At 37.3% G+C, this 24199-nt stretch carries 21 protein-coding genes, 1 tRNA gene and 1 pseudogene; 14 read left to right on the forward strand and 9 right to left on the reverse strand.

Translation table 11 applies throughout. The features are described 5' to 3' along the window. From FTV38_RS11495 to FTV38_RS11505, 3 genes and pseudogenes are all read left to right on the forward strand, one after another. Positions 1-92, forward strand: a pseudogene (locus FTV38_RS11495) (IS5/IS1182 family transposase); the annotation flags it as partial. 19 nt (positions 93-111) lie between these two features. Next, complete coding sequence (locus tag FTV38_RS11500; protein ID WP_180022542.1) at positions 112-495, forward strand: hypothetical protein; 384 nt, start codon at positions 112-114, stop codon at positions 493-495. Between the two features lie 219 nt (positions 496-714). Beyond that, positions 715-921 carry a KTSC domain-containing protein gene (locus FTV38_RS11505; protein ID WP_078189026.1) on the forward strand — a complete coding sequence of 69 codons (207 nt, stop codon included), beginning with the start codon at positions 715-717 and terminating at the stop codon, positions 919-921. A gap of 85 nt (positions 922-1006) precedes the next feature. Here FTV38_RS11505 and FTV38_RS11510 read toward each other — a convergent pair whose 3' ends face one another. Next, positions 1007-1600 (reverse strand): O-methyltransferase, encoded by a 594-nt coding sequence (locus tag FTV38_RS11510; RefSeq protein ID WP_180022543.1) that lies wholly within the window; start codon positions 1598-1600, stop codon positions 1007-1009. A gap of 57 nt (positions 1601-1657) precedes the next feature. Continuing rightward, positions 1658-1876 carry a DUF1653 domain-containing protein gene (locus tag FTV38_RS11515; protein ID WP_180022544.1) on the reverse strand — a complete coding sequence of 73 codons (219 nt, stop codon included), beginning with the start codon at positions 1874-1876 and terminating at the stop codon, positions 1658-1660. Between the two features lie 283 nt (positions 1877-2159). Between FTV38_RS11515 and ahpF the strand changes: the two genes are divergently transcribed. From ahpF to FTV38_RS11530, 3 genes are all read left to right on the forward strand, one after another. Further along, positions 2160-3725 (forward strand): alkyl hydroperoxide reductase subunit F, encoded by a 1566-nt coding sequence (gene ahpF, locus FTV38_RS11520; RefSeq protein ID WP_180022545.1) that lies wholly within the window; start codon positions 2160-2162, stop codon positions 3723-3725. 265 nt (positions 3726-3990) lie between these two features. Then, positions 3991-4233, forward strand: a complete 243-nt coding sequence (locus FTV38_RS11525; protein WP_180010281.1) for a hypothetical protein — start codon at positions 3991-3993, stop codon at positions 4231-4233. A 234-nt stretch (positions 4234-4467) separates the two neighbouring features. Continuing rightward, on the forward strand, positions 4468-4662 hold the full coding sequence (locus FTV38_RS11530; protein ID WP_180010280.1) for a hypothetical protein: 195 nt from the start codon (positions 4468-4470) through the stop codon (positions 4660-4662). 69 nt (positions 4663-4731) lie between these two features. On the opposite strand, the gene FTV38_RS11535 is transcribed toward FTV38_RS11530, so the two are convergent. Then, entirely contained in the window at positions 4732-5379 is a 648-nt protein-coding gene (locus FTV38_RS11535; RefSeq protein WP_180022546.1) for a LysE family transporter, read from the reverse strand. A gap of 146 nt (positions 5380-5525) precedes the next feature. Next, entirely contained in the window at positions 5526-6098 is a 573-nt protein-coding gene (locus tag FTV38_RS11540) for an FxsA family protein (protein ID WP_180022547.1), read from the reverse strand. 132 nt (positions 6099-6230) lie between these two features. On the opposite strand from FTV38_RS11540, the gene ruvC reads away from it, so the two are divergent. Further along, on the forward strand, positions 6231-6776 hold the full coding sequence (ruvC, locus tag FTV38_RS11545; RefSeq protein ID WP_078189034.1) for a crossover junction endodeoxyribonuclease RuvC: 546 nt from the start codon (positions 6231-6233) through the stop codon (positions 6774-6776). A 70-nt stretch (positions 6777-6846) separates the two neighbouring features. On the opposite strand, the gene FTV38_RS11550 is transcribed toward ruvC, so the two are convergent. Together FTV38_RS11550 and FTV38_RS11555 are read right to left on the reverse strand one after the other, a co-directional pair. Then, complete coding sequence (locus FTV38_RS11550; protein WP_168379658.1) at positions 6847-7122, reverse strand: acylphosphatase; 276 nt, start codon at positions 7120-7122, stop codon at positions 6847-6849. A gap of 1 nt (position 7123) precedes the next feature. Continuing rightward, a complete protein-coding gene (locus FTV38_RS11555) occupies positions 7124-8611 on the reverse strand; it encodes an NAD(P)H-hydrate dehydratase (protein WP_180022548.1) in 1488 nt (495 codons plus the stop codon). A 20-nt stretch (positions 8612-8631) separates the two neighbouring features. Between FTV38_RS11555 and queG the strand changes: the two genes are divergently transcribed. Together queG and bioB are read left to right on the forward strand one after the other, a co-directional pair. After that, positions 8632-9726, forward strand: coding sequence for a tRNA epoxyqueuosine(34) reductase QueG (queG, locus tag FTV38_RS11560; protein ID WP_180003130.1), 1095 nt, complete (start codon positions 8632-8634; stop codon positions 9724-9726). A gap of 277 nt (positions 9727-10003) precedes the next feature. Further along, positions 10004-10996 carry a biotin synthase BioB gene (bioB, locus tag FTV38_RS11565; RefSeq protein ID WP_180022549.1) on the forward strand — a complete coding sequence of 331 codons (993 nt, stop codon included), beginning with the start codon at positions 10004-10006 and terminating at the stop codon, positions 10994-10996. 125 nt (positions 10997-11121) lie between these two features. Here the strand turns inward: bioB and FTV38_RS11570 are convergent, their stop codons facing one another. Continuing rightward, complete coding sequence (locus FTV38_RS11570; protein ID WP_180007368.1) at positions 11122-11346, reverse strand: hypothetical protein; 225 nt, start codon at positions 11344-11346, stop codon at positions 11122-11124. A 535-nt stretch (positions 11347-11881) separates the two neighbouring features. Next, positions 11882-14086 carry an OsmC domain/YcaO domain-containing protein gene (locus FTV38_RS11575; RefSeq protein WP_180022550.1) on the reverse strand — a complete coding sequence of 735 codons (2205 nt, stop codon included), beginning with the start codon at positions 14084-14086 and terminating at the stop codon, positions 11882-11884. A 368-nt stretch (positions 14087-14454) separates the two neighbouring features. Between FTV38_RS11575 and FTV38_RS11580 the strand changes: the two genes are divergently transcribed. Further along, positions 14455-14531, forward strand: a tRNA-Ile gene (locus tag FTV38_RS11580). Positions 14532-14725: 194 nt separating this feature from the next. Further along, on the forward strand, positions 14726-15946 hold the full coding sequence (locus FTV38_RS11585; RefSeq protein WP_180022551.1) for a tyrosine-type recombinase/integrase: 1221 nt from the start codon (positions 14726-14728) through the stop codon (positions 15944-15946). 65 nt (positions 15947-16011) lie between these two features. On the opposite strand, the gene FTV38_RS11590 is transcribed toward FTV38_RS11585, so the two are convergent. Next, positions 16012-16920 carry a hypothetical protein gene (locus FTV38_RS11590; RefSeq protein WP_180022552.1) on the reverse strand — a complete coding sequence of 303 codons (909 nt, stop codon included), beginning with the start codon at positions 16918-16920 and terminating at the stop codon, positions 16012-16014. Positions 16921-18684: 1764 nt separating this feature from the next. On the opposite strand from FTV38_RS11590, the gene FTV38_RS11595 reads away from it, so the two are divergent. From FTV38_RS11595 to FTV38_RS11605, 3 genes are all read left to right on the forward strand, one after another. Further along, entirely contained in the window at positions 18685-19680 is a 996-nt protein-coding gene (locus FTV38_RS11595; protein ID WP_180022553.1) for a hypothetical protein, read from the forward strand. 147 nt (positions 19681-19827) lie between these two features. Then, a complete protein-coding gene (locus FTV38_RS11600; RefSeq protein WP_180022554.1) occupies positions 19828-22998 on the forward strand; it encodes a type ISP restriction/modification enzyme in 3171 nt (1056 codons plus the stop codon). Positions 22999-23154: 156 nt separating this feature from the next. Beyond that, positions 23155-24051, forward strand: coding sequence for a hypothetical protein (locus FTV38_RS11605; protein WP_180022555.1), 897 nt, complete (start codon positions 23155-23157; stop codon positions 24049-24051). Positions 24052-24199: the final 148 nt, after the last annotated feature.

The following is a 24199-nucleotide window of genomic DNA, read 5'->3' on the forward strand; positions in this document are numbered from 1 at the left end:
TTAGAGGAATTGCCACAAGATACGATAAGCTAAAACGTAACTATCAAAGCGCTGTTGCTTTAGCTTGTATATTTATATGGTTGCCTCTTTAGCTCAATTTATCGGCTGTAAATGTCAACACACCCTAAAGTCAAAAAAAATTGTCAGCTTGAAGGTTTAATTGTTCATGGCAACGTTATTTTAGAAAATGGCGCCAGTGTTGAACTGCATGACAACCACATCAAAGGCAATATTGAATCGAATAAAAATTTTACTAAGATCATTGCCAATCATAACAATATCAATGGCAATGTCGATTTTACGACTGGGAAAAACATCCAACTCCTCAATAACCAAATTTCAGGCGACCTGAAATTAAAGAAAAATAACGGCAATATTGTTCTAAATAATAATGAAATCGCAGGTAATTTGATTTGTCTTGAAAATGCTTTTTCAATTAATGGCAGCAACAACCAAGTCAAAGGCAATAAATCAGAACAATGCCGTAGTTTTTAACTCTCCCTACACTAATATGGGAGAAAGACGCTTATGGCATTTCTCTGAACTGGCATTATTTTTATCAAATTAGTTGATAAAGAAATGAAAAAAAATGTGAGATAAAACATTATTTTTTAACAATTCTGCAATACTCCATGCCCTGAATTTGTCTTAATTTCAAATGAGATAAACCTTTAACTGCAGTATGACTATAACAACGCAATAAGGGGGCGGCTTATGACAACAACTGTTGTAACTTCTTGGAAATACAGTTCTTCTTCACGTTACTTAAAAATTTTTTATGCGAATGGTTCTGGGGATCTCTTTTATCCAGTTTCACCTTTTATTTATGATAATTTACTTCGATGTAGTGATAAAACGGCATTTGTCCACAAATATTTAGAATATGATCTACATTTTTCACGAGTAAGCCTACAGGGTTAAACCGCTACAAGCTTAGCGCTATAGCAACAGTATTTTATTAATTAAAAAATATTTTCGATCAAATCAGGGCTGAATGCCCTGATTTTTAGTTGCGCCAAGTCACCATAAAAAGCCCTGCACCCACATTTAATGTTGTACTGATAAAACGATCATCCGCTTCAACACATTGGATAAATTCAGCGACCTCACTGGCATGTGACAGCACATTGTCCACGATTAACACGCCACTTTGAGCTTGTATTAATTCAGCTAAATATGGCCAATACGCCACATACGCATCACGTTCTGCATCTAATAAAATGAAGTCATAACGCTGATTTAATTGCTGTAAAAAATGCAGCGCATCGCCATGTTGAAATTCAATGTATTCGGCTAAGCTTAAATTTTCAGCATGTTGTTTGGCTTGTTCGATACGCGCTGCATCAATTTCAATGGTTTCGACCCGCCCTTGTGTAGACTGCGCAGCATCTGCTAACCACAGCGTGGAATAGCCTGTAGATGTTCCAATTTCCAAGATTTGTTTGGCTTGTTTTAAGCGAATTTGCATAGCCAAAAACAGTGCAGACTCAGGCTCAATATTTCGGTAACGCGCAAGTCGGTGATTTTGCGCAGCATCGTGAGCACTAAAGTCTGCATAGAGTTGTTGCATATAGTTTTTAAAATTTGCATCCATGCTCATGATTCTGTCCTTTTACTATTTCATTCATATTTATAAATTGAAGGGCTAAATATCTACTTAGTGGGTTTCTTGGATCAGTTTAAAACGCGGAATTATTTCACCATCAATTTCAACGGTTTCCATAAACATCTCTAAGGGTCTGACCCACATTGAATAGTCGTCATACAAGCACTGATAGACCACAACTTTTTCACGCGTTTCACTATGTGTTGCAACATGAAAGACTTGATACAACTGACCTTTATAATGCTGATAAATCCCTTGTTTAACCTGCATGCCATTTCCCTAAAAAGTTCTCAATACAATAGGGTTGACTCTAGCATTGTCTTGCTTAAAGCGCGATGAATTCGTTTATTTTTCCACTATTTAACTTGAATTTCTCGATAATGGCCCAATATTGACTGCATTCACATCGGCATATTCTTATGATTTAGAAAGAAATTTAATCATTTGATTTGTAAAACCGATTAATTTTATAAAAACAAACCGTTTCACCTATTTAATGGTTTGTTCTATCATTCTCTCATCAAATAAATTTACTCCTCTGGAGACGTTAGCAATGTTAGATCAAAATACTTCTGCTCAATTAAAAACCTTACTTGAACGCCTTGAAGGCCCGATTGAAATCGTCGCGACTTTAAACGGCACAGACAAATCAGACAAAATTAAAGAATTGGTAACTGAAGTTGCTGCTTTATCTGATTTAGTGACTGCACGTTTTGACGGTAACAACAGCCGTGCGCCAAGCTTTGGTATTGCAAAAGCAGGTGAAACTCCACGTGTATTCTTCGCAGGTCTACCGATGGGCCACGAATTCACTTCTTTGATTTTGGCATTGTTACAAACCTCTGGTTATGCACCGAAAGTTTCTGACGAAGTACTGAACACTATCAAAGGTCTAGGTCTTAAAACTGACTTTGATGTGTTTGTATCTTTAAGCTGCCATAACTGTCCTGACGTGGTTCAAGCCTTGAACCTAATTGCGATCTATAACCCAGGTACAACTGCAACCATGATTGATGGTGCATTCTTCCAAGACGAAGTCGAAGAACGCAAAATCATGGCTGTACCAATGGTATTCCAAGACGGTGAGCACATTGGTCAAGGTCGTATGACCTTGGAAGAAATCATTGCTAAATTAGACACCAACTCTGCCGCAAAAGATGCTGAAAAGTTAAATGCCAAAGAAGCCTTTGATGTTCTTGTGATTGGTGGCGGCCCTGCGGGGAATACTTCTGCAATCTATGCAGCACGTAAAGGCATTAAAACAGGTATCGTGGCTGAACGCATGGGCGGTCAGGTTATGGATACCATGGACATTGAAAACTACACGTCGATTCAAAAGACACAAGGTCCTAAGTTTGCTGCTGAAATGGAAGCACATGTACGTGAGTACGGTGTGGACATCATGAACTTGCAACGTGTATCTGACATCAAAGGTGCAGATGAAACAGCCAATGGCTTGGTTGAAGTGACTTTAGAGAATGGTGCAAAACTTGAATCTAAAACAGTGATTCTTTCAACAGGTGCACGCTGGAGAGAAATGAACGTTCCGGGTGAACAAGAATACCGTACTCGTGGTGTTGCATACTGTCCACACTGTGACGGTCCATTGTTTAAAGGTAAACGTGTTGCAGTGATCGGTGGTGGTAACTCAGGTGTAGAAGCGGCGATTGACCTTGCAGGTATTGTGGAACATGTAACACTCGTTGAGTTTGATACTAAACTTCGTGCTGACCAAGTGCTTCAAGACAAGTTAAACAGCTTACCGAATACCACTGTGATCATGAATGCATTGTCTACAGAAGTGGTCGGTGATGGTTCACAAGTGACTGCATTGAACTACAAAGACCGTGCAACTGATGAAATCAAAACGATTGAATTGGCTGGTATCTTTGTACAAATCGGTTTGTTACCAAACACTGATTTCTTAAAAGAAACAGCAGTTGAACTTTCAAACCGTGGTGAGATCGTAATTAACGAGCGCAATGAAACCAATGTAAAAGGTGTATTTGCTGCAGGTGACTGTACAACAGTACCGTACAAACAAATCATTATTGCGACAGGTGAAGGCGCGAAAGCATCATTATCTGCTTTTGATTACATCATCCGTTCTGGTCAATAATTCAGTTTAGACAGAACAGCAAAAGCCAGTTTTCGAACTGGCTTTTTTATGACTAAAAATTCATGTCTTGTTTCATTTATAAATTAGCAATAAAACAAATATTTAACTCTCTGACGCTTTTTACTTACACAATAATGAGCAAAACAAACCGTTTAAAACTTGTACAGCAGCTTATTTGCACATTAAGATAAAACAATCATCACGGATTGGTGGTTGACAATAACAACAAGAATGTTGGTCAAATTCGACTAAATGGAGAAAAGCAATGCACTATCAATATCACTGTGCTTGTTGCAATAAAGTATTGGCTTCAAGCGATAAAGAATGTTCCGAATGTGGCTCGCATAATATCCGTAGCCCATATGGCTTTTGGATATTTTGCATACTCAGTTGTTTGGCTGTTGCCATTCTATTTAAGAGTGTCCAAGTGTATTTGCAACAGCATGATACTGAAGCTTCGACCCAACTCAACATCTTTGAAGTACTCAAGCAAGATGGTAAAAATTAAGCTTTTTTACAACAGCCAAATACAGCCGTATGAACAGGCTGGCAATGTGTAAAATTTAGCCAAGCTAAATCTAAGCACTATTATCCAGTTGCTTTAAAGTCATTCAAAGAGATAAATTAAAATGATGAAAGCCTGAATGATTTCAGGCTTTTTTATGCGCTAGCATCGCCCTGCTCACTTATCTTCACGAGGAAAATTCTTTAAACTATGGCAATAGCAATGAGGTTCTAGACGATGGTGCAGTTAATCAAAAAAGGCGGTTTGCGTGAACGCGCCAATCGTAGCCGATCATACAAAGGCTCTGAAAATACCGAAACCACCCTCAAACCGAACCGTTATCGTGATCATGCTGAAACTACCAATGTTGCACAAGATCCATCAAATATAGCACCGTCTAAAGACCAAGATCAAACCAATCCAGAGCAATAAAATTGGCACATAAAAAAAGCTAAGTTCTAATACTTGGCTTTCGCTTTGCTGACAGCAATATGTTTGCAGCTATTGAAGATTGAACATTCTAATTGCGTCGAACCACAGCCAAATCGCAAAAATTAAAAATAACGCCCCTGAAACCACATCAATATAACTACCCGAACGTTGGTAGAGTGCTTTAATTTTAGGCAAAGACATAATCATCATAAACAGACTAAACACAATAAAAGTTTGAATCGGAATGATGACAGCAAGCTGTGCTTTTAGGTTACTACTGGCTGATGAACTCAACGCCAGTGAGAACACACTACTAAAATAGATCAGTGTTTTCGGATTGGCTAAATTCGTAAATAAACCTAATAAGAAATAATTTTCAGTATTCTGCTGACTTAAGGCCTGCCCATCTTCTAAATTGGCTGTTTGATTTAAACTTTTAAGCCCACCACTAAACATCGCCCAACCCATTTTCGCTAAGAAAAATCCACCAACAGCCATTAAAACTTGTTGTATCCATGGAAATTGCTCAACCAGAACCGTAAAGCCCAATAAGGTTAAAACGACCCACACCACAATCCCGACAGAGATCCCCGCAATAATTTTTAAGGTATTTGCACGCGTTGTTGATGCTGCACTTTTAGCAATTAATAATACATCTGGACCGGGACTCAACTGCGCAACAAAATGAAGCACACAGATGGTGAATAACAGTGACATGCAAGCTGATTCATTTGAATTAAAACGTGAAGATTATATCGCTTGTTCAATTTTTTTGTTGGCAACACAAGGTTTATTTTTAGGCCGTATCAAAATTTACGCAAAAAAAAAGCCGAATACACATTCGGCCTTTCATACTGAGTTAATTATTTTTTATTGACATCTTTCAGTTCAATTTGTTTCGCATCTGGCGTCACTTCACGAGCTTCACCATCAATAACGGATGAATCACGACCTGATTGCTGATTTTGCATATCTTGCATTTGACGCATCATATCTGCAAATGGGTTCTGACCCTGAGCACCGCCCATGCCTCCCATATCGCCCATCATGCCACCCATCATTTTTTCCATCATGGCTTGCTGACGCTTCATCATTGTTTTCATCATGACTGCTTTCATGGCATTTTGTACAGGTGGAATCAAAATAAGTAATGCCATAATATCTGAGATTAGACCCGGTAACAGCAATAAGAAACCAGCCAAAATTTTTGGTAAATTTCCAGTTAAAGCTGGATCATTACTCATTTGACCTGCTTGCATTTGCTGCATTTGAGGCATCAGACCTGATGAATATTTACGGATAATATTCATCCCTATAAAGAAGGCCACCACGAACCAGAAAAAGACATACCACATGCTGCCGACGAGGTCGCCCACACCGATCCAGACAAACACTTCCAGGATCAAGCCTGCTAAAATCAGAAGAAATAATTTCATGAAAATTAAACAAATCTCAGTAAATTAATTTAAGGTGTTGCGTTCAACTGCTCAATCACTATCAAGCTTTTTTGACACGCTTATGTAACAATATGGGCATTATTTTATTTTTAAAGGGCAAATAGGGCAAACATGTCATTAATTATCGGTATTGACCCTGGGTCTCGCCTAACTGGTTACGGCATCATCGAGAAGGATGGCTCTAAACTACGTTTTGTCGATGCTGGCACCATTCGTACCGAAACAACAGAAATGCCTGAACGCTTAAAACGTATCTTTGCTGGTATTGATCGCATCGTAAAGTTTCACGGGCCTACTGAAGCTGCTGTTGAACAAGTCTTTATGGCTCAAAACCCTGACTCAGCCCTAAAACTAGGTCAAGCACGCGGTGCTGCCATTGCCGCTTTAACCAATTTAGATTTACAAGTCGCTGAATATACTGCACGTCAAATCAAACAATCTGTGGTCGGCTATGGGGCTGCTGATAAAGAGCAAGTCCAAATGATGGTTATGCGCATTCTGAACCTAAGCATCAAACCCCAGCAGGATGCAGCCGATGCTTTGGCTGCCGCAATTTGTCATGCGCATGCGTCTGGTAGTATGAGTAAAATGGCTGTACTGAATGCCTTAGGTGGTATGGCTCGCGGCCGAAGTCGTGTAAGCACTCGACGTCGGTAAATAATCGTCAAATCATATAGTTCAGTAATTCATTCTGTTTTCAAAAGCCCACCTAATCTAGTGATCAAATTTAGCGAATCATTTTAAAACCGCTATAGTCTAATTCATGCATTGGAATTTCTTGCTGATCGATTTTAGTCACGTCTGCTCGTAACGGCCCCACCAGACTGTGTTTCAGTATTTTATGAATGGCGTCTTCAGTTCCTATAATCAGCGCTTCAACTTCGCCCGTCGCTAGATTTTTCACATAGCCATTTAAACCGAGTGCAAGCGCTTGCTGCTCAAACCAACGACGGTAGCCAACACCCTGCACTTTACCTTGAATTCTCAATTTAACTGCATGCATTTTAGTCTTTAACTCCTGAATGATTAACCACATGATAAACCGCTTGGGCCATATCCTGCGCTTGCAAACCACGCATCCCCGGCTTCGCCAATACATCACCTGCTAAAGCATGCAGGCTTACGATTTCATGCAGATGTATTTGCTGATGGAATTGTGCTTTTAAACTTGCAATCATCCCTGCAAGCACATCTCCCATACCGCCTGTACCCATTCCTGCATTACCTGCGGTGCAAATCCAAAGCTGATCTTCAAGTATTAAGCTGCCTGCGCCTTTAAGCACCCATTGACCTTGAAATTTTTCTTTTAAATACTGAATTGCTTGTACACGATCTGCTTCAACTTCAGCAGTAGTTATACCCAGTAATTTCGCAGCTTCACCCGGATGTGGCGTTGCATAGGTTCGTGCATTCAAATTTTTAGGTGCTTCAGCTAGAAACCATAAGGCATCTGCATCCAAAACAATTTCCAAGGTTGACTGCTGAATCAATGGAAACCATGACTGAAACTGCTGTTGTGCCCAATCGTCACGACCAAGCCCCATGCCAAAGCTAATCGCATCGACTTGATCGATCAGTTGCCGAATTGCTTCTGTAGTTAATGCATTGATATCGCGTAGCATAATATTCGGTGCGCGCGCCAAAATAGCGGTGTGATGTCGTGCATCACAAACAACCGTAACCTTACCTGCACCTGCATGGAATGCAGCCTCAGCAGCCATAATCACCGCCCCACCCATTTCTGCATGGCCACCAACAACCAAAACATGGCCATAACTGCCTTTATGACCAAAGGCTTGACGCGCAGGTAAGGCTATTTTCTGCGGCGACAAATGAGCAAGTGGCTCTAGCTCTGCATCAGTCGGTATACATGCCATCACCGAAACTTCACCTGCATATTCTTTCGCTTGACCTGTAAATAGCCCTGCTTTTAAACCCAATGCCGTAAAGGTATAATCGGCTTGAAATGCGATGGGTAAAGGCTGCCCTGTATTGGCATGTAATCCGCTTGGAATATCAATCGCAATTTTGAGTCCCATGCATGCATTCAATCGTTGAATAATGGCTTGCCATTCGCTAGAAAGTTCACGATTGAGTCCTATACCAAATAATGCGTCGATATAGACGTCATAATCTCGCTGAAAATCAAAATGTGTATAGATCTTAAGCTTGTGATCTATCGCTTCCTGTACTGCAGAATGTAAGTCCTTCGATGCCCCTATTTCAGCGGCATAGATATCAACTTGAAAGCCTGCTGGCTGTAGGTATTGCGCTGTAAGATAGCCATCACCTGCGTTGTTGCCCTGCCCACAACACACTGCAATATTTTTTAAATTTTGCTGCTTTAACATTGGAATGAGTTGCTGAGCAATCGACCATGCAACCTGCTGCATCAGACCATAACTGCTATTGTGCTGAGCAAACCAACGCTGCTCCCAAGCTTGAATACTTTGGCTAAGATAAACAGGGCTATGGTAAACTTGCAGACGCATTGTTTTTCCTTGTTATGATTATGGCCGCTTCAACTCCTGCACAAAAAATTCCTGTCGATCAATATGATCCAGAAACCCTAAAAGCATGGATTAAAGCACAAGCCTTAAATTTAGGTTTTTCTGATTGTGTCATCGCAAAGCCAGATGCTCAAGAGGAACTCCCTCGTTTTAAAGAATATTTAGAACGTGGTTATCATTGCGATATGAAATTCCTAGAGGAAAACCTTGAAAAACGTGCCAATCCTGCACTTTTAGTCCCCGGCACCCGCAGTATCATTTGTGTCCGCATGGATTATTTGGTCGAAACCCCAAAACCACGTTATGTTCCTAATGAGCCAAATGCAGCCATCATTGCACGCTATGCACGAGGTCGTGACTACCACAAAGTCATGCGTGGTCGTTTAAAAACCTTGTCGAATATCATCCGTGAAAAAATCGGAGATTTTGAATCTAGACCCTTTGCCGACTCTGCACCAGTGTTTGAAAAATCCTTAGCTGAAAATGCAGGCATGGGCTGGACAGGCAAACACACCTTACTGATCCATAAAAAATCAGGCTCATTTTTTGTATTAGGTGAGCTGTTTACATCACTCGATTTGCCTTTTGATTCTCCGACAACCAAACATTGTGGTTCATGCACAGCCTGTATTGATATCTGTCCAACTCAGGCCATCGTTGAGCCCTATATGTTAGATGCACGTAAATGCATTGCCTACTTAACCATCGAATATAAAGGCATCATTCCTGAAGAATTACGCCGTGGCATTGGCAACCGTGTGTTTGGCTGTGATGACTGTCAACTTATCTGTCCATGGAATAGCTTTGCGCATAAAACTCAAATTGAGGACTTTTATCCACGTCATGGTCTCGATCAAGTGAGTTTATTAGATCTTTGGCAATGGGATGAAGCCACCTTTTTAAGCTGCACTGAAGGCAGTCCTATCCGACGAACAGGCTATCAAAGCTTTATGCGAAATATCGCCATTGGCTTAGGCAATGCACCATACAGTTCAAATATTGTTCAATCATTAAAAAATTCTCGCGAAAAACATGACGCGATTGTGCAAGTTCATATTGATTGGGCAATTACAGAACAAAACTCAAAGATGCTTTAATGGATTTGATTCTATATTTTCTAGATCCTTACAAAGTTTTCATTTAAGCTAAAATTTAGTGACGCAATCAAAGAAACTTAATTTTTCATCTTAAAATAAACATTGCAGCGATTGTGCTGGCATTTAACACAACTTTGTAAGTATCTCAAATATCAAAAGTTCTTTAAAAAAGCCATTTCAATGTACTTTAGCCAACTTTCAATGTTACAAAATAGTCTTGGAAGTCTGCAAATTTTACGTATGATGATCTGCATTAGGCAGAAAATATGGATCATTTATGAGCTACCGAAATGACTGGACACACCCAGAAATACAAGAGTTGTATCAACAACCATTGATGGATTTATTATTCCGAGCACAGACCATTCACCGTGAATATTTCCAAGCCAATCATATTCAAGTCAGCACCTTACTTTCGATTAAAACCGGTAAGTGCCCTGAAGACTGTAAATATTGCTCTCAGTCTGCACATTATGACTCTGGATTAGAAGCTGAAAAACGTCTGGCTGTGGAAAAAGTCATCAATGAAGCGAAAGCTGCGCTTGCCTCAGGTTCTTCGCGTTTTTGTATGGGCGCTGCATGGCGCAATCCACATGAACGGGACATGCCCTATGTGCTAGAAATGGTGCGTGAAGTCAAAGCGCTGGGACTTGAAACCTGTATGACCCTTGGCATGCTGAATCAGTCTCAAGCAGAGCGCCTACATGAGGCAGGCTTAGATTATTACAACCATAACCTCGATACCTCTCGTGAGTATTATCCCAATGTCATTAGCACGCGTAGCTATGATGACCGTTTAACGACGCTAGACTATGTTCGCCAATCTGGAATGAAAATCTGTAGCGGCGGAATTGTGGGCTTAGGTGAAAGCCGTGATGACCGTATCGCCTTCCTGATGGAGTTGGCAACGCTGCCGATTCACCCTGAATCTGTGCCGATCAATCTCCTTGTACCTATTCAAGGTACCCCACTTGCTGATGTTGAGAAACTCGATGTCATCGAATGGATTCGCACCATTGCAGTCGCACGGATCATTATGCCAAAAAGCTATATTCGACTCTCTGCAGGTCGTGAATCCCTGAGTGATTCAGAACAAGCTTTGGCATTTATGGCAGGTGCAAATTCACTCTTTTCTGGTGAAAAACTACTGACCACGCCAAATGCAGGCGAAGGCAAAGATCAGCTTTTATTTAGCAAACTCGGTTTAGTGGCTGAACAGCCCAAACCAAATGCTGCACAGCTTTCAACTGATGCCATGCAAATGGCTTAAAATAAGCCCCGAAGTTCGGGGCTTAGTTCAATTGAATGATCAGTGATAGGTATCAAAGTGCAATGCAAGAGATGGTGCGAACAAATGAAATGGCTAAATCACCATGAGTAGGGAAAATATATCGTTTACTTAACAAAGTTATGTGCTGTTATTAAAATTCCATAGCCTGCATTTAAATAATCCCCTTCACGAATAATGTCTTGACCATTAGCATGTTGAACCACCAATTGCTGCTGAATCACATCATAATGAAAAGATTCAAAGCAATCCTGATGTTGTAATAACCATGCAATGGTATCTGCCATATTGGCATCGACGGTATAACGTTCGGCTTGAAAATCTTTACTCATATCTGCATAAAAACTGTGAATGTATTTCTATTTTAATGATTTCAATATTGACCGGCATTAAAAAAGTGAGCTTTCGCTCACTTTTTTTGGCTGAGACTCTGCATTACTTTGTCACACCGCACTTACGACATTCCTTGTGCGAACCGATTTCTTCCATTTGCTCGTATTCGTAAATATGCATGCAAAATAGTTTTCTGAATAATTGAAGCATGTTGTTAAAACTCCCGTTTATTTATTAATGTGCTTCTGAATATTTCGTCCTGAAATATTATGATCATGCCTAAACACGCCATAGCTAATTTATTATCATATTTTTCCAATGAGTCAAATATCTTTACTTTAAAATGACACAATTTCGGATAATCGGTTATTTTTAAGCCTGCCTTATATTCACCTGAGTTCTAAGGATTTTTATTAATATCAGCATCACAGATATAGATTAATTTTCAGCAAATTTCGCACAAAAAAAACTCTCCCTTAGGAGAGTTTTTTCAAATAGATGATCACATGAGTAACGTTATTCACAAGCCCAGATTTAAACGTTCTGACTGGCAAACTTCGCACGTGCAGCATGCAATTTTTTATAGCTATCAATCAGACGTAAATGACGATCTAAACCTTCAAGTTGCATATTGGTTTCAGTTAAACCGTAGAAGCGAAGACTGCCATCCATTGAACCAATCACTGCATCCATACGTTCGTCACCAAACATACGACGGAAATTATGTTCATAGTCATTGAGATCTAAGTCATCGTCCAATTCAACTTCTAAAACCACATTCATGCATTGATAGAACAAACCACGTTCAACTGTATTAGTGTTGTACTGAAGGAAGGTTTCGACCAACTCTTTTGCTTCTTCAAATTCTTGTAAGGCAATATAGATCAGTAGTTTGAGCTCAAGAACCGTTAATTGGCCCCATACGGTATTGTCATCAAACTCAATCCCGATGAGCGTCACAATATCCGTGTAATCATCCACCTCAAGCTCTTCTAAGCGCTCAACCAATGACACTAACTCGTCTTCATCTAGGCGATGAATGTTTAAAATATCCTCACGGAAGTCCAAAGCTTTGTTGGTGTTATCCCAAACCAAGTCTTCAACCAAATACACTTCAGAATAACCCGGAACCAAAATACGACATGCCGTAGCACCTAGATGCTGGTATACCGCCATATACACTTCTTTGCCCATGTCTTCTAGAATCGCAAACATCGCTGCAGCTTCTTCCGCATTGGCATTTTCACCTTCAGATGTGAAATCCCACTCTACAAAATCATAGTCTGATTGTGCGCTAAAGAATTTCCAAGACACCAAACCACTTGAGTCAATAAAGTGTTCTACAAAGTTATTTGGCTCAGTGACTGCATTTGAGCTAAACGTTGGTTTTGGTAGATCGTTTAGACCTTCAAAGCTTCGGCCTTGTAGAAGCTCGGTTAAGCTACGCTCTAAAGCTACTTCGAGTTTAGGGTGCGCACCAAAAGATGCAAAAACCCCACCAGTACGTGGGTTCATTAAGGTTACGCACATCACAGGGTACTGACCACCAAGTGAAGCATCTTTTACCAATACAGGAAAACCTTGTTCTTCTAAGCCTTGAATACCCGCAACAATACTTGGATATTTGGCTAAAACCTCTTCTGGTACATCTGGTAGAGCCAATTCACCTTCTAAAATCTCACGTTTGACCGCACGCTCAAAGATTTCCGATAAACATTGCACTTGAGCCTCAGCCAAGGTATTCCCTGCACTCATCCCGTTTGACAAGTATAAATTTTCAATCAAGTTTGATGGGAAATACACTGTTTCACCGTCGGACTGACGGACAAATGGAAGAGAGCAAATACCGCGTGCTATATTTCCTGAATTGGTGTCATATAGATGTGTACCTAATAACTCATTTTCTGGGTTATAAATTTCACGTGTGTAGTCATCTAAGATTTCAGTAGGTAACTCGCCTTCTGGGCCGGGTTGGAACCATTTTTCATCTGGATAATGCACAAAGTCAGCATTGGCAATCTCTTCACCCCAGAACTGGTCGTTATAGAAGAAGTTGCAATTGAGACGTTCAATAAATTCACCCAAAGCCGAAGCTAATGCGCTTTCTTTGGTTGAGCCTTTACCATTGGTAAAACACATGGGCGATTGTGCATCACGAATATGTAGAGACCAAACATTCGGCACGATGTTACGCCATGACGCGATTTCAATCTTCATGCCTAAACCAGCCAAAATACCTGACATATTGGCAATGGTTTCTTCTAATGGCAGATCTTTACCCGGAATAAACGTGGTACTGTCTGACGCTAAATTTGGCATAAGTAAAGCTTGTGCATCTGCATCAATGCTTTCTACTTCTTCAATGACAAACTCAGGACCAGTTTGAATCACTTTTTTAACCGTGCAGCGGTCAATTGAACGCAAAATACCTTGACGGTCCTTTTCAGAAATATCCGCAGGTAGTTCAACTTGAATTTTGAAAATTTGCTTATAGCGGTTTTCAGGATCAACAATATTATTTTGTGATAAGCGAATATTATCTGTCGGAATGTCTCGCGCCGCACAATACACTTTTACAAAATACGCTGCACATAATGCTGATGACGCTAAAAAGTAGTCGAATGGTCCGGGAGCAGAACCATCACCTTTATAGCGAATAGGTTGGTCGGCAATTACCGTGAAGTCATCAAATTTGGCTTCTTGTCGAAGGTTATCGAGATAATTAACCTTAATTTCCATGTGGGCACCTAAATATTCTTATGTGTCAGTGCAACACATAAAAATGAAAACATAAGCCGAATAACTGTAGGACATTGACTTAAAAATGTGAGGCCAGTACCAATCTATACGCTGTTGGGCACGGTACTGACAAGAATGGGCATTATTATAAGGTTATTTTGACTGTTTGATAACTTTTGTCGTGATTTACATCACGATAGGATTTGACACTTTGTGCATTTTGGTCGAATCAAAGCTTAACTGCTGCAACTACAGCCAATTTGTTGTGTTAGTGTGCAGCCGTGAAGAAAAAGGCTTGTCTTTTAAAAAAATCTTCGCTAGTATGCTTTGCGTCTGAACTTGTTGATAAATAACACATTCAGAATATAGGGCCTATAGCTCAGTTGGTTAGAGCAGCGGACTCATAATCCGTTGGTCGACAGTTCAAGTCTGTCTGGGCCCACCAAATTTTTGTAATGATATGCACAACTTTGCATTCTATTGATAGTTAAACCCATGAATTTTAAGGATTCATGGGTTTTTTATTTCAACTCTTTGCACAGTTATGTACTGCTATGCACAGCTATGATCAGCCCCATTGTGTATCCGATCTTGTATCCGCTACTCTTTCTGCATTATTCGGATACAAGGAATTTTATTGTGAAAAGATCTGTTCTAGATGGTGTTAAACAGATTAAAGATACTCATCTTGATAATCTTGAGCCTGAAGCAAAAGAGTATCGCATTCCGTGCGATACAGGGCTTTATCTTCGTGTTTCACCTACAGGTAAGAAATCTTGGCAAGTTCGTTTTAAGAATCATAAAGGTAAGTGGAAATGGCACAGCATTGGCAGTTATCCCCAATTATCATTGGTAGATGCTAAACTTGAAGCTTCAACTATTTTTATTAAGTTAAAAAATAAAGAGGAAATTCTAACAAAAAAAGAAATCGAGAATAGGAAAGTTAAAGAAGTAAGATGTAGTTTAAATAGCTTAATGTATGAGTGGCTTAAAACTAAGAAAACAACTTGGGCAGAAATCACAATCAAAAAAGAGACTCAATCTATTGAAAAGCGAATACTTTCAGTATTTGGAGATAAAGATTTTGCTGAAATTACACGAGTTGAGTGGTTAGATTTTTTTCAGAATTTACTTAGAAGTGAAGCAATTTTTAATCGAGTAAAAAAGTTAGTTTCACATTGTAGAAATGCTTACGATCTTGCAGAATTTCGCGGAGATATTTCACAAAATCCTTTAAATGGCATACTGAAGCATTTAGATAAAGGTAGTAAAGGAAATATGAAGCATGTGGAAATAGCTGAATTACCAAAGGTTGTTGAGTCTATAAGAAGTTATAATAACCAACATACTGCTATCGCATTAGAGTTATTAGTATTACTATTTCCTCGACCGCAAGAGCTTCGTTATGCAAAATGGGAGGATTTCGATTTTGAGAATAAAATTTGGATAAAACCAGAGCATACAATGAAGTGTGGTATTAGGCATGTAGTGCCATTATCAAATCAAGCAATTGGTCTTTTAAAAAAACTGGAAAAAATTAGAACTCCATCAGATTATTTATTTTGTAGTCGTGATAGCCTAACTAAACCTATGAGTGAAGCAACTCTCAACAATGCTCTAAAAAATCTAGGCTATAGAGGGAAGCAAAGTCCTCATGGTTTTCGCCATATTGCCTCTACTGCTTTGAATGAAAAATTTGCAGATTTAGATCAAGTTATTGAGGCAGCTCTTGCGCATAAAAAAAGAGGTGTAAAAGCTGACTATGATAAAGCTACCCATTTGGAGGATAGAATTTACATCATGCAGTGGTGGGCTGATCACGTAACTAACATGGCTAATAGAGGCAAGCTAGTAGCTTAGTAGTAGAGACTGTAAATAAAGCTGCCAAAAATTGTTTTGGCAGCTTTATTTATTTATTTATTTATTTATTTACATAAATACCAACCATAAGCATTTTCCCAAATATTACGCCCTGCTTCTAATGGAATGCCATCAAAGTGAACACTTGGAGAAGCTTGTATACCACCTGTGTTAGTTAACCAACCTCTTAAACTGATTTTTATATTTTTTCCATCATTCGAGAATTGCTCTAAACTTCCGACGGCAACTCCATTAGCTTTTTCATATTGTAGTTGACCTAAAACATAAAGATTTGTAGGAAAATTGAGAGTAACGTCTTTACAAACTTTACTACCAATGTTTTTAGAAGTTGGTTTATTTGAATTTAAGAAATTAGTATAAGTCTGTTGTTTTACTTTTTCTTGTGCTTGATACTTTTCATTTAAAGCTCGTTGTCTAGATTGTTCGATATCTTTTTGTACTTGGCGTTTAAAGTAAAAGCCTGTTATCTCAGAAGCTGGCATTATTTCAGTTTTGAGCTTAACATATCTAAAAGTATAAGATTTTGAGTCCGTTGCACGTTCACTTATTGGCTCAATTAGAACACCCCAGCTTTTATTATTTGGTAGATTGCATCTAAAACCACCAACTGCTTCATCAACATTATATTTTTTTAACAGATTCCGTGCATAGGGATCTCGTACTTGATCCATTGGGCTCGATTCAATTCTATCAAATTTACCATTTTGATTTTGACAAAAAAGATTTAAAGAAGTTTTAGGAATCAAAGAATTAGGGTTACTTATATCCCCTTTGTTATCCCATACATAAACATAGTCTTTTCCTTTGTTGTCCGAACCATTTAATTTCATTTTTAAAACTAAATCATTAGGGGTTGAGTATTTACTCACTTTTTCTGGCGTTATGCTTTCTATCGTTTGGCAACCATTAAGAATGACTAAGGAAAGAGCTGAAATAATGTATATTTTTTTCATAATTAAATTAATATCAATTGGTTAAATTGAATTAGATTGTTTTTTGATGCTTTTGTAAAGTATCAAATGGATTAATTTACTTATTAAAAAGAAAGGCTACTCCTAGATGGATGTAGCCTTAAAAAGGTTTTTGAGAACATTTCCTTGTTCAATTTTAACGCCTTTATTGGCTGATCAATTTTTTCATGCTGACTTAAGCCATATTCCACTTCAAATTTCTAAATCGGGGATTTAGTTTTTTCTCGCCTAAGATGGAAGAGCGAGACACTTATATTTTTCATGTCTGTGTGAACATTAGCTAGATTAAAAAGAACCTAGCAACTCCGTATAAGCAATATTTCTTCAGTGACCAAACTTTAGAATACTCATACTTCATCAATCATGGTCTAGTTTGAGCGACCAAGCTCAAACATAGGAATACGACCAAGTATTCCCTTAACCTTCCTCTAACATATTGCCGAACATATTTTCATATGTGCCGACTCAAGCTTTCGCAGTGAGCAATCTGATCAATCAGACTGTTTTAGGATTCGCTTTAAGCTAGCTATCTCACTTAATACAAATCTTTCTTTGAAGATCTGTATCACAACTTCCACAGGTAAGACCTGCTTTATATGCGCTACTTGCCATCGCTCCCACACTGTACAAATGAATAGACTTTTAACCAATTTAAGTCCTTCATACAGTGCTTCCCAAGTTATTTCAAAGTGTCTTACTGTGCAGACCGTTTATCCTCTCGCTTGTATACATACTTCCTGTTTCCCCCAACCGTAGTTCCTTAGTTTTATCGGGATATGATGTATACATAACTTTATAAAGGGTAAAACTCTTACACTCCAATCAGCATCTATCGATTAATGCCGTTACACGTTTAAGCTATCCAGCGACCCATTCAGCTTGCGCCAAATGGTGCCAACTTCTCCAGCGTTAGCCTCGAAGTCCTAGTACCTCACGGTACTCTCAGCAGCCATCGTGATTGGAAATGAGCATACTTTTCGCAAGTTATTCACTTGCTTCGATCAAGCATACACACTCAGCTATTAACGGAGACTATCGCACATCCTGTGCAGCTCCTGACTGTATCACCTTGAACAGGGTATCAATTCAAAACCAAAGTTTTAAATCTAATCTGGCTATTGCTAACCAAATGACCATTTCGGAATAAATTCCTTATAGGTTCCCGTGTCCTTGTCGCCCAACAACTTTATATGCGATGCATATAGGAACTCTTAAATCCAAGTTGAATGAACGGATAGAAGAAGAGCATTGCAGCTCTCCAGCCCCCGTTGCAACGTACCGAGCGAGGTTTCCCCAGCAGTCCGCTACATCGGCAGCACACGAATGGTTAGTTCAGGTACTTACGGCAATATGTATCAAAGTTTTGAATGGTGGTCTAAACCCATCCAAAACTTCAAAGAAGAAAATTAAGGATGGATGGTCAGTCCACTATTCGATTGATGACTTCATATTAGTACATCTAATTTTAAATATCAATAATATTGATAATAAATTTAAAATAATATAAATTTAACTAATGAAGTTTGTGTCGTCATTAGGAACTACTTAATTGCCACCTTACAAAGTGAGGTGATCATTCATAAAGCTATGGCTTTGACATAGCGGTTTTTGAGCAAAGCTCAAAAGTAAAAACACCTTAATTGAGACAATTTCTATTGTTGATTGACACAAATGCTTAGATGGGAATCCACAGGGAAAAAGTGGATTGTTGATTTACAGTTAAACTGTATTGTTGGATGACAAAAAATGATTGATTACAGCCCTCATACCAAATACACAGCACAAAAAATTCAGGATAAAGTGACTCGTGGCGCATACTTTTACTCATCATTTAGTATTGATAATGGTATTGGCTCAACAACCAACATTAAGAAACTCATCGAGAAACTAACGGACAGATATGACCTAAATTTAACGAGTCGGCAGAGGAATTACCGCCTTAAAACAGGTAAACCTATTGCAGATCTGATTGTTCAAGATGTGATGTATGAGAACAGATGGCAATTTATTCTTTTGATCACTACGCCTAACAGCCATAAACATAGTAAACAGCCAGTTCACCCTACTGAACAGCATAAGCAAATCGGCAAAGATAAAATCATCGAAATGGAAGAGTTGTCTTTTTCTAGAGAAAATATTATTGCTGAAACAGATCTAATCCATGACTACTTTAAAGATGGTGAAGTTTTGAAGTTTGTAATGTCTAAGCCTTATCTAGAATTAGATTTTGCAGGATGTTCAGCAGAACTTGTACGAATGACCCATAAGAAGTACAAATCAAATTCAGACAAATTTTACAGAAACCCAAGTAAGCCTTTTAGCTGGACTTGGAGATGGAAAAAAGAAGTTATAGCGAAAAAGAAAACGGATTTAGTTAATATTATTAACCGCTATGTCTCACAGACTAATAAAGCTAAACCAATTGAAGATCTTTTGAAATGGCAGTCATATTTTCAAACCTATGCGGTTTTTAGAGGGATGAGACAGCAAGTAGGACGACTTTATACATTAGGAAAATTGTTTTTATATAGTCGTGGCAAGCAAAGATGGGATGATCAAAAATTACCTACTTTGAAACTATATTTTGCCCCACGTTATGAAACATATGCTGATAGCTATGAGGAATATTGTTTAAGAAGGGAGATTTATATTAATTACGATATAGAACTGCCAAGGGAGTTAGCTCAAAAATGTGATTGGAATGAAATTGATCATTTTTTAAATGCAAATGGATGTTTTTGATCAAATATCAAACTATTCATCAAAGACTACCAAAAAAATTAAGAGCTATTCGGAAAAATCCCCTTCAAACTCAATCTGTTTCTTCAATATAGGTGATGAATCTACTAAGATAACTATATAAATTGACTTACTAAAAGATTGAAATAAATGGTTCAAGGATACATACAGGCTATTAATGCCAAATTCGTTACAGGCAAAACAACCGAACATAGCTTTCGAGGGGATCTGCAAAGTTTAGTAGAGTCAATTATCGGCTCAGACTATATGGTAATTAATGAACCTAAACGTCAAACCTGTGGTGCGCCTGACTATATCATTGAGAAAAACAGTATTCCGATTGGATTTATTGAAGCAAAGGACATTGGCGATACAGACCTGGAAGGTAAGAAAAAAACAGGGAATAAAGAACAGTTTGATCGCTATAAAGCATCGTTAAATAATATTATCTTTACCAATTACCTAGACTTCTATTTTTACCAAGAAGGTGAGCTTGTTGCTCAAACTTCAATTGGAGAAATTTCAGGGAACGAGATTAAAGCACTACCTGAAAACTTTTCAATGTTTGAAAGTCTAATTCAAAACTTTAGTATTTATATTGGAAACACAATCAGAAGTCCTCAAAAACTAGCGAAAATGATGGCTAGCAAGGCTAAATTACTTGCTGAAATACTCGAAAAAGCAGTAACAAGGGATGAAGATAACCACGAAGATAGTACATTAAAAGGTCATTTTGAAGGCTTCAAGCAAATCCTTATTCACGACATTACGCCTAAAGGTTTTGCCGATGTATATGCTCAAACTATTGCTTACGGCATGTTTGCAGCGAGATTGTATGACTCGACTCTACCTACTTTTTCAAGACAAGAAGCTGCTGAACTAATCCCTAAATCAAATCCATTCTTGCGTAAATTATTTGGTTATATTGCAGGTCCTGATATTGATGATCGTATAAAATGGATTGTTGATAGCCTTGCAGATATTTTCTTACATTGTAATGTTCAAGAAATTTTAAAAACTTATGGACGCTCAACACGAATGAATAACCCGATTATTCATTTCTATGAGACATTCCTCAGCGAATATGATGCAAAACTTCGTAAAGCTCGTGGTGTTTGGTACACACCTGAGCCTGTGGTTGATTTTATTGTTAGAGCTGTAGATGAAGTTTTAAAAACTGAATTTGGACTTTCAGAAGGACTAGCTGATACATCAAAAACGACTATTCAAATTAAAAACCCAACAACAGATAGACGTCATAAAGATGGTTATATAACTACTGATAAAGAAATTCATAAAGTTCAGATTCTAGATCCTGCAACAGGTACAGGTACATTCCTTTCCCATGTAATTAAACATATCTATCAAGATTTTGAAGGTATGCAAGGGATATGGAGTAACTATGTAGAAAAAGATCTGATTCCACGCTTAAACGGTTTTGAATTACTTATGGCAAGTTATGCAATGGCTCACTTGCAATTGAATTTATTGTTATCAGAAACAGGCTATAAACCTCAAGGAAATAAAGAACAACGACTTAAAGTTTATCTTACGAATAGCTTAGAAGAAAGCCATCCTGATACTGGTACGTTATTTGCAAATTGGCTCAGTGCTGAAGCAAATGAAGCGAACCATATTAAACGTGATACACCTGTCATGTGTATTATTGGTAATCCACCCTATAGCGGTGAAAGTGCTAATAAAGGCGATTGGATTATGAATTTAATGGAAGACTATAAGAAAGAGCCAGGTGGCAAAGAGAAATTAAACGAAAGAAACCCTAAATGGATTAATGATGACTATGTAAAGTTCTTGCGCTATGGTCAGTACTTTATTGAAAAGAATGGCAGTGGCGTACTTGCTTTTATTAATCCTCATGGTTATCTAGATAATCCTACTTTTAGAGGGATGCGTTGGAATCTACTTAAAACTTACGACAAGATTTATACTATTGATCTTCATGGTAATGCAAAGAAAAAGGAAACAGCACCTGACGGTAGTGTTGATCAAAATGTCTTCGATATTATGCAAGGTGTATCAATTAACATATTTGTGAAAACGGGAAAAAAGAAAGCTTCGGAATTAGGTAAAGTTTTTCATTATGATTTATATGGCAAGCGTGAAGATAAGTATAGTTTTTTAACTGACAATGAGCTTAGTACAGTCAAATTTAATTTACTAACTAATAAAGCTCCAAATTTTTACATGGTGAAAAAAGATTTTGATTCAGAGAAAAAGTATTCAAAAGGTTTTGCTGTTAATGAGTTATTTCAAGCAAACAATGTTGGCATAGTTACATCTAGAGACTCATTTGTTATTGATAGAAACAATAATACTCTAGAAAAAAGAATTAAAGATTTTTTTAATATCAGTAAAGATCAATTACAACAGTTATATAAATTAAAAGAAAATAAAAGTTGGAAAATTGATTCTGTAAAACAACAAGCAAAAAACTTTGACAAAGATTGTATTAAAAAAATCTACTATAGACCATTTGATGAACAGTATGTCTACTATAACGATCACTTCATTGAAAGAAGTAGAAAAGACATTATGAAGAATTTGCTTGGAGAAAGTAACTTAGCATTATCTCTATGTAAGCAATTTAAATCTGGTGATACATATCAGCATGTCTTGATAACCAATAAAATGATCGAAAGCTCATATGTATCTAATAAGACAAGTGAGATTACTAGTGTCTTTCCCTTATATGTTTATCGTGAAGGTGAAGAGTTATTACAAACTTCTACAACATTAAAACCGAATTGTAATATAGAAGTTATTAACAAGATTGAGAAAAATATCGGATTTACTTTTACTGATGAAAAAGAAAATATTAATGGGACTTTTGCTCCTATCGACGTATTAGATTATGTATATGCTGTTCTACACTCAATAAAATACAGAGAGACTTACAAAGAGTTTTTAAAAATTGATTTTCCTAAGATTCCTTACCCTAAAACTACAAAAATTTTTGTAGATCTTGCAAAATTAGGAAATCAGTTAAGAACGCTTCATCTTATAGAAGACTCAACATTAAAAATTATCACTCAATATCCTGAAGGTGGTGACAATATAGTTGAACAAATAGTTTATAAAGATGGAAATGTCTATATCAACGATGAACAGTATTTTGCCAATGTTCCTGAAGTAGCTTGGAACTTCTATATCGGTGGCTATCAACCAGCACAAAAATGGCTCAAAGACAGGAAAGGTCAAGCTCTACAATTTGAAGATATTAAGCACTATCAGAAGATCATTGCCACGCTTCAAAGAACTTCTGAAATTATGAAAGAAATAGATAAAATAGACTTCCTATAATTAGCTACAGAGCTGCTCTAATTAAATTAGAGCAGCTCTATTTTAATCAGCAAAGTGGAATATCTGACTAAAAAAAACTTAGTTCAGTTTCAATATTAAAGTCGTCTAACTGAAAACCGCATTTTCTTTTAGATAAATAAATAGATGTATATAGCTATGAAAAATTCAGAATTTGAAGAAATTTTTGCACCCTTAGATGTTCTAGGTGATTATTCAGGAAATTTCATTGAATTATTTAATAAAAAAATAGAATTACAAAAGAATTTTTTTTTAAAAAATTTTAGGAAAGATAAAGATTTAAAGATAAAAGTCTTCGAAAAATTTGGTTATTCATATTTACTAGGGAATAAAGACAATTTAGAAGCGTTAGATAAAATATTAGACAATCCAAATTTCATAAAGTTATTTGAAAAAAGTGATCTTTACCTAGATGGAATTTGTAAAATCGTTCTCATTTACTCAAATTCTTCTAGATATTTTGTTGAAAACTCAGAAATAGAACAAAAAAAGTATGCAAAAAAATTAAAAAAATTAGAGAAAAATTACACAAATTTAAAGAGTGATCAGATTGACCTTTTGAATATTAATGATTGGTTAAATCAAAGATTGAATATTGGATTGCATCTGGCCATTAAAAACTTAATGGAAACCAATTTGCTCAACAGTAATGTCGATGTGCAATTAATTAAGGAAACAATAAAAAATGAACTCATTATTTTCTCAAATGCAGATGCACTTTTTTATGATTATTTCAGCGATGCACAATATTTAGTGAATGCTCAAAATCCATTTAGATTAAGAGATACAAATATACGCCTAAACTTTTTTGTTAGAGAACTAAAAAACGCCTTTAATCAAACTATCTCAAATAAAATAATTTGTGAACTTGTATCTACAGTTTTTGATCATGAGTTGGATGAAACTGGTATTAAAAATATATTAGAAAATGCTAATACCCATCCACTAAACACACAAAAAATAATCCAAATCACCAAAGGTGTAGAAAGTAATACTATTGAAAATTTTAGGCTCATAGACAAACCTGACCTTTAATTTCTTTATTTTGTCAAGGTTCTTGAGGCCTTAATTTTTAGTCGTGTCTATAACACTGTTTAATGTCCTGCTTTGATCAACTATGTGCATATCGATTCCACGAACAGAATTGAGATATGCATATAGATGAAAATTCCTCATTTTTGTA

It is taken from the genome of Acinetobacter sp. YH16044 (assembly GCF_013417145.1).
Taxonomy (GTDB): Bacteria; Pseudomonadota; Gammaproteobacteria; order Pseudomonadales; family Moraxellaceae; genus Acinetobacter; species Acinetobacter amyesii.

Bases quoted from the DNA above. Each gene is read 5' to 3' on its own strand.
- FTV38_RS11500 (WP_180022542.1), top strand. From the start codon at position 112: ATGTCAACACACCCTAAAGTCAAAAAAAATTGTCAGCTTGAAGGTTTA.
- FTV38_RS11505 (WP_078189026.1), top strand. From the start codon at position 715: ATGACAACAACTGTTGTAACTTCTTGGAAATACAGTTCTTCTTCACGT.
- FTV38_RS11510 (WP_180022543.1), bottom strand. From the start codon at position 1,600: ATGAGCATGGATGCAAATTTTAAAAACTATATGCAACAACTCTATGCA.
- FTV38_RS11515 (WP_180022544.1), bottom strand. From the start codon at position 1,876: ATGCAGGTTAAACAAGGGATTTATCAGCATTATAAAGGTCAGTTGTAT.
- ahpF (WP_180022545.1), top strand. From the start codon at position 2,160: ATGTTAGATCAAAATACTTCTGCTCAATTAAAAACCTTACTTGAACGC.
- FTV38_RS11525 (WP_180010281.1), top strand. From the start codon at position 3,991: ATGCACTATCAATATCACTGTGCTTGTTGCAATAAAGTATTGGCTTCA.
- FTV38_RS11530 (WP_180010280.1), top strand. From the start codon at position 4,468: ATGGTGCAGTTAATCAAAAAAGGCGGTTTGCGTGAACGCGCCAATCGT.
- FTV38_RS11535 (WP_180022546.1), bottom strand. From the start codon at position 5,379: ATGTCACTGTTATTCACCATCTGTGTGCTTCATTTTGTTGCGCAGTTG.
- FTV38_RS11540 (WP_180022547.1), bottom strand. From the start codon at position 6,098: ATGAAATTATTTCTTCTGATTTTAGCAGGCTTGATCCTGGAAGTGTTT.
- ruvC (WP_078189034.1), top strand. From the start codon at position 6,231: ATGTCATTAATTATCGGTATTGACCCTGGGTCTCGCCTAACTGGTTAC.
- FTV38_RS11550 (WP_168379658.1), bottom strand. From the start codon at position 7,122: ATGCATGCAGTTAAATTGAGAATTCAAGGTAAAGTGCAGGGTGTTGGC.
- FTV38_RS11555 (WP_180022548.1), bottom strand. From the start codon at position 8,611: ATGCGTCTGCAAGTTTACCATAGCCCTGTTTATCTTAGCCAAAGTATT.
- queG (WP_180003130.1), top strand. From the start codon at position 8,632: ATGGCCGCTTCAACTCCTGCACAAAAAATTCCTGTCGATCAATATGAT.
- bioB (WP_180022549.1), top strand. From the start codon at position 10,004: ATGAGCTACCGAAATGACTGGACACACCCAGAAATACAAGAGTTGTAT.
- FTV38_RS11570 (WP_180007368.1), bottom strand. From the start codon at position 11,346: ATGAGTAAAGATTTTCAAGCCGAACGTTATACCGTCGATGCCAATATG.
- FTV38_RS11575 (WP_180022550.1), bottom strand. From the start codon at position 14,086: ATGGAAATTAAGGTTAATTATCTCGATAACCTTCGACAAGAAGCCAAA.
- FTV38_RS11590 (WP_180022552.1), bottom strand. From the start codon at position 16,920: ATGAAAAAAATATACATTATTTCAGCTCTTTCCTTAGTCATTCTTAAT.
- FTV38_RS11595 (WP_180022553.1), top strand. From the start codon at position 18,685: ATGATTGATTACAGCCCTCATACCAAATACACAGCACAAAAAATTCAG.
- FTV38_RS11600 (WP_180022554.1), top strand. From the start codon at position 19,828: ATGGTTCAAGGATACATACAGGCTATTAATGCCAAATTCGTTACAGGC.
- FTV38_RS11605 (WP_180022555.1), top strand. From the start codon at position 23,155: ATGAAAAATTCAGAATTTGAAGAAATTTTTGCACCCTTAGATGTTCTA.